Here is a 6,566-nt window from a genome sequence, read left to right on the forward strand (position 1 = left end):
GCACCCTGACCGCCATGGCAGGGCACTGCCTCGCGGAGGACACCGACGCCGTCCTCACCCCCGCCCTGCGCCGCGACCGCCCCGAGCCGGAGAGCTTCACCACCGCGCTCGCCCGACTCCACGTCCGCGGCACGGTGCTGGACTGGCAGGCCGTCCTCGCCGGTACCGGCGCCCGCCGCATCGACCTGCCGACCTACCCCTTCCAGCGCGAGCGGTACTGGCTGGAGGCGCCCGCCATCCGGGCCGCGGACGTGGCGTCGGCGGGCCTGGTCGCACCCGAGCACCCTCTCCTCGGGGCCGCGGCCCCGCTGGCCGAGTCCGACGGCTACCTGTTCACCGGGCGGCTCGCCGTCGACACCCACCCGTGGCTGGCCGACCACGCCGTCTCCGGCACCGTGCTGCTGCCCGGCACCGCCTTCGTCGAGCTCGCGCTGCGGGCCGGCGAACAGGTCGGCTGCGCGCGACTCGAGGAACTCACCCTGGAGTCGCCCCTGGTGCTGCCCGGCGCCGAGGCGCTGCAGTTCCAGCTCTGGGTGGGTGCCGCCGCAGAGGACGGCGGCCGGCCGGTGAGCCTGTACTCCCGGCCCGAACACGCCGATCCCGACGAGCCGTGGACCCGGCACGCCGGCGGGGCCCTGGCCGCTGCCTCCGACGGCGCCGCGGCCGCCGAACTCACCGCGTGGCCGCCGCCCGGCGCGGAACCGGTCGCGGTGGACGGCCTGTACGAGCGGCTGGCCTCGGGCGGCTTCGCGTACGGGCCCGCGTTCCAGGGGCTGACCGCCGCCTGGCGGCTCGGCGAGGAGGTCTTCGCCGAGGTCGCGCTGCCGCCGACGGCCGAGGCGGACGGCAGCCTGTTCGGCCTCCACCCGGCACTGCTCGACGCCGCGCTGCACGGCACGTTCCTACAGGGCAGCGGCGGCGACCAGGGCAGGCTGCCGTTCTCCTGGAGCGGGGTCGTCCTGCACGCCGTCGGCGCGACCGCGCTCCGCGTGCGGATCACCCCTCAGGGCGCCGACACCATCGCCCTCGCGCTCGCCGACGCCACCGGCCGCCCGGTCGCCACCGTCGACTCCCTGCTGCTGCGCCCGGTCGCCGCCGACCAGCTGCGGGGCGTCCGCGCCACGCATCACGACGACCTGTTCGAGGTCGCATGGGCACCGCTGTCCGCGGACGGCACCGACCGGCCGACCGCCGCACTGGCCGTCATCGGCACCCCCGGGCAGGCCGACGCGGCCGAGGAACTGCACCGGAGCCTGCGGGCCGCCGCAATCGCCGCCGAGACGTACCCGGACCTCGCCGCACTCGCCGCCGCCGTCGCGGCGGGCGCCCCCGTGCCCGGGTTCGTGCTCGCACCCTTCGGCACCCCGTTCCCGGCGGACGACCCGGGCCGGCCGTCCGCCGACACCGTCCGTACCGGCGTCCACCGGGCCCTGGCCCTCGCCCAGGGCTGGCTCGACCAGCAGGCCCTCTCCGACGCCCGCCTCGTGGTCGTCACCCACGGCGCGGTCGCCGCCGCGCCCGGCGAGCGGGCCGACGACCTGGCCGGTGCCGCGGTTCGCGGCCTGCTGCGCTCCGCGCAGGCCGAGAACCCGGACCGCTTCCTCCTGCTCGACCTGGACCGGACCGCCGACTCCGCCGCGGCGCTGCCGACCGCTCTGCCCACGGCGGTGTCCCGCGGTGAGAGCGAACTGGCCGTCCGGCACGGCGAACCGTTCGCCCCCCGACTGGCCCGGATCGCCACCGACGCAGCGCTGACCCCGCCGGAGGACGCCGTCGCCTGGCGGCTCGGCATCCCGGCCAAGGGCACCCTGGAGAACCTGGAGCTCATCGAGTTCCCGCCCGCCGTCGCCCCGCTGGAGCCCGGCTACATCCGCATCGGCGTCCGTGCCACCGGCCTCAACTTCCGGGACGTCCTCAACGCCCTCGGCATGTACCCGGGCAACGCCGGCCTGCTCGGACTGGAGGGCGCCGGCGTCGTCCTCGAGGTCGGCCCCGGCGTCACCGACCTCGCCGTCGGCGACCGGGTGTTCGGCATGCTCTCCGGCGGCTTCGCACCCGTCACGGTCACCGACCGCCGGATGGTCGCCCCGATGCCCGCTGACTGGAGCTTCGCCGAGGCGGCCTCCGTCCCGGTGGTCTTCCTCACCGCCTACTACGCGCTGACCGACCTGGCCGACCTGCAGCCCGGCGAGTCCCTGCTGGTCCACGCCGCGGCCGGCGGTGTCGGCATGGCCGCCGTGCAACTCGCCCGCCACCTGGGCGCCGAGGTGTTCGGCACCGCCAGTGCCGGCAAGTGGGATGCCGTGCGCGCACTCGGCCTCGACGACAGCCACCTCGCGTCCTCCCGCGACCTGGACTTCGAAGAGCGCTTCCGCACCGCCACCGGTGGCCGCGGCGTCGACGTCGTCCTCGACTCGCTCGCCCGGGAGTTCGTCGACGCCTCGCTGCGGCTGCTGCCGCGCGGCGGGCGCTTCATCGAGATGGGCAAGACCGACATCCGCGACGCCGACCTGGTCGCCGCCGAGCACCCCGGCGTCCGCTACCGTGCCTTCGACCTGATCGAGGCCGGCCCGGACCGCATCAACGAGATGCTCACCGCCGTCGTCGACCTGTTCGCACAGGGCGCCCTCCGGCACCTGCCCGTCACCACCTGGGACATCCGGCGCGCCCCCGAGGCGTTCCGGTACGTCAGCCAGGCCAGGCACATCGGCAAGGTCGTCATCACCGTCCCGCCGCCGCTCGACCCGGACGGCACCGTCCTGGTCACCGGTGCCACCGGCACCCTCGGCGCGCTCGTCGCCCGCCACCTGGTGACCCGGCACGGGGTCAGGTACCTGCTGCTCACCAGCCGGCGCGGCGCCGACGCCCCCGGCGCGGCCGAGCTCAGCGCCGAACTGACCGCCCTCGGCGCCCGGGTGACCGTCGCTGCCTGCGACACCGGTGACCGGGCGGCGCTCGCCGACCTGCTCGCCGCCGTCCCCGCCGCCCACCCGCTGACCGCCGTGGTCCACACGGCGGGCGTCATCGACGACGGCGTGGTCGGCTCGCTCACCCCCGACCGGCTGGACGCCGTGCTGCGCCCGAAGGTCGACGCCGCACTCCACCTCCACGAGCTCACCGCGTCCGCGGACCTCGCCGCGTTCGTCCTCTTCTCCTCCGTCGCCGGCACCTTCGGCGGCGCCGGCCAGGGCAACTACGCGGCCGCCAACGCCTTCCTCGACGCACTGGCCGGTCACCGGCGGGCCGCCGGCCTCGCCGGGCTGTCCCTCGCCTGGGGCCTGTGGGCGGAGAGCAGCGGCATGACCGGCACCCTCGACGCGGCCGATCTCCAGCGGATGGCCCGCGGCGGCATCACCCCGCTCGGCTCCGCCCAGGGCCTGGACCTGCTCGACACCGCGGCGACGCTCGGCCGCGCCGCCCTCGCCCCGGTGGGCCTGGACGTCGCCGGACTGCGCGCCCACGCCGACCCCTCCGCCGTCCCGCCGCTGCTGCGCGGGCTGGTCCGGGCCACGGCCCGCCGCACTCCCCGGGCCGCCGCCGCGGCGGCGGCCGACCAGGCCCGGACACTCGAACAGCGGCTCGCCGGACTGGACGAGGAGGGCCGCCGCACGCTGCTGCTGGATCTGGTCCGCACCCAGGTCGCGGCGGTCCTCGGCCACTCCGGCCCGGACGCGGTCGAGGCCGAACGGGCCTTCAAGGAGCTCGGCTTCGACTCCCTGACCGGCGTCGAACTACGCAACCGGATGAACACCGCCACCGGCCTGCGCCTCTCGGCCACGCTGGTGTTCGACTTCCCGACGCCCGCGGCCCTCGCCGAGCTGCTGTTCACCGAGACCGCCCCCGCGGCGGACGCCTCGGCCCGCCCGCTGCTCGCCGAACTCGACCGTCTGGAGGCCGCGTTCGCTGCCGCCCCCGCCCCGGGCGACGACCTGCGCAGCACCCTCTCCGTCCGCCTGCAGGCCCTGCTCGGCCGACTCGCGGCCGTCGAGGAGCCGGCCGCCCCGGCCGTCGACACCGAACAGCTGCGCGCCGCCTCCGACGAGGAGCTGTTCGCCTTCATCAACGACCAGCTCGGCCGCTCCCAGGACGCCGGCTGAGGCAGGAGCCGGCCACGGCCCGGGGCCCCGGGGCAGCACCGACGGTGCCGCCCCGGGGCCCCGGGCATCCGCTCAGCTTCCCGGCACCGCCCGGGTCCAGCGGTTGAGCGTCCCGCTCGGGCCGTCGTAGGTGAGCCACGTCCTGTCGCCGACGCCCGGGAGCCGCACCGATTCCTTCAGCCGTGCAGCGATCGACGTGCCGGCCGAGGCAGCGGGCCGGCCCGACACCGCGACCTGCGGCGGGCCACCTTCGGCGGGGGCGGTACGGCAAAGCCCCACCTAGGGGCCGGATAGGGGTTGAGAGCGCCCCCGCCGAACCATAATCTCGCAAAGCGAAATGCAATAGGCGATCTGGCAAAAGCTCCTGGTGCCCGAAGTTGCCGACAACTTCGCCCGGGGGATTTCCACTGGCCATCGGCCATTGCTGTGAAATTCCCGCCGGTGAGAAATCCGTCGAATGACGCGAGCCGACTGGATGCGTTGAAGAGGTGGCATGTCATGGCGAATGAAGAGGCACTTCGCGACTACCTCAAGTGGGTGACGGCCGATCTGGCCCAGACCCGCCAGCGGCTCCAGGAGGTGGAGGCAGCGGACCACGAGCCGGTCGCGATCATCGGCATGAGCTGCCGGTTCCCCGGGAACGTGGGGTCCCCCGAGGAGTTGTGGCAGCTCGTCAGCGAGGGCCGCGACGCCGTCGACGGCTTCCCCGCCAACCGCGGCTGGGACCTCGGCGCGATCTACCACCCCGACCCGGACAACCCCGGCACCTCGTACGTCGCCGAGGGCGGCTTCCTGCACGGCGCCACCGAGTTCGACCCCGGATTCTTCGGCATATCGCCGCGCGAGGCGATGGCGATGGACCCGCAGCAGCGCCTGCTGCTCGAAACCTCCTGGGAGGCATTCGAGCGCGCCGGAATCGACCCGGCCGCGCTGCGCGGCAGCCGCACCGGCGTCTTCGCCGGCGTGATCTACCACAACTACGCCGCCCGCCTGCACTCCGTACCGGAGGGCGTCGAGGCATTCCTCGGCACCGGCAGCTCCGCGAGCATCGCCTCCGGCCGGGTCGCCTACGCGCTGGCCCTGGAAGGCCCCGCCGTCACCATCGACACCGCCTGCTCGTCCTCCCTGGTGGCCCTGCACCTCGCCGTGCAGTCGCTGCGCAGCGGCGAGTCCACCCTGGCCCTGGCCGGCGGTGTGACCGTGATGTCCACCCCGGAGGCCTTCGTCGACTTCAGTCGCCAGCGCGGCCTGGCCGCCGACGGCCGCTGCAAGGCGTTCTCCGCCGATGCGGACGGCACCGGCTGGGGCGAAGGGGTGGGCATGCTGCTCCTGGAGCGGCTGTCCGACGCGCGGCGCAACGGCCACCCGGTACTGGCGGTCGTCCGCGGCACCGCCGTCAACCAGGACGGCGCCTCGAACGGCCTGACGGCGCCGAACGGCCCCTCGCAGCAGCGCGTCATCAAGCAGGCCCTGGAGAACGCCCGCCTGACCGCCCGGCAGGTCGACGCCGTCGAGGCCCACGGCACCGGCACCACCCTCGGCGACCCGATCGAGGCACAGGCCCTGATCGCCACGTACGGACAGGACCGCCCCGAGGACCGGCCGCTGCTGCTCGGCTCGGTGAAGTCCAACCTGGCCCACACCCAGGCCGCTGCCGGCGTCGCGGGCGTCATCAAGATGGTCATGGCGATGCGGCACGGCGTGCTGCCCCGGACCCTGCACGCCGACCGGCCGTCCCCGCACGTCGAGTGGGCCGCCGGCGCCGTCCGCGTCCTCACCGAGGACACGGCCTGGCCCGAGACCGGTGAGCCGCGCCGCGCCGGTGTCTCGTCCTTCGGCTTCAGCGGCACCAATGCGCACGCCGTCCTGGAGCAGGCGCCGGCGGTGGAGGCGCTTCCCGATGCGGTGGATGGGCCCGCGGTGGATGGGCCCGCGGTGGATGTGCCCGCGGTGGATGTGCCTGCGGTGCCTGGGCCGGTGCCGGTGGTGCTGTCGGGCCGTACCGAGCAGGCTCTGCGGGAGCAGGCCGGTCGGTTGGCGCGGCGGCTGGCGGCCGATCCGGGTCTGGCGCTGACCGATGTGGCGTTCACACTGGCGACGGCCCGTTCGGCGTTCGAGCACCGGGCGGCGCTGGTCGGTAATGACCGGGCGCAGTTGCTGGACGGTCTGGAGGCGCTGGCCGCGGGCGGCTCGGCAGGGGTTCGTGGGGTTGCGGGGACGGGTGGTCGTGCGGCATTCCTGTTCGCGGGGCAGGGGAGTCAGCGGGTCGGGATGGGCGAGGAGCTGTATGCCTCCTACCCGGTGTTTGCGGCGGCGTTCGACGCGGTGTGTGCGGAGTTGGATCCGCTGTTGGGGCGTTCGCTGCGCGGGGCGATCGCGGATGGGGAGTTGATCGACGAGACGGGGTTCACCCAGCCGGCGTTGTTCGCGTTGGAGGTGGCGCTGTTCCGGTTGGTCGAATCCTGGGGT

The 6,566-nt window shown here is 74.9% G+C and carries 1 protein-coding gene and 1 pseudogene; both read left to right on the forward strand.

Annotated elements, in window-relative coordinates:
• Positions 1-14 precede the first annotated feature (14 nt).
• A pseudogene (locus tag ACIBEC_RS47340) lies at positions 15-4,097 on the forward strand (SDR family NAD(P)-dependent oxidoreductase); the annotation flags it as partial.
• Positions 4,098-4,595: 498 nt separating this feature from the next.
• On the forward strand, positions 4,596-6,566 hold a 1,971-nt coding region (locus tag ACIBEC_RS47345), incomplete at its 3' end, for a type I polyketide synthase (RefSeq protein WP_360509303.1).

The organism is Kitasatospora sp. NPDC051164 (assembly GCF_044455625.1).
Taxonomy (GTDB): domain Bacteria; phylum Actinomycetota; class Actinomycetes; order Streptomycetales; family Streptomycetaceae; genus Kitasatospora.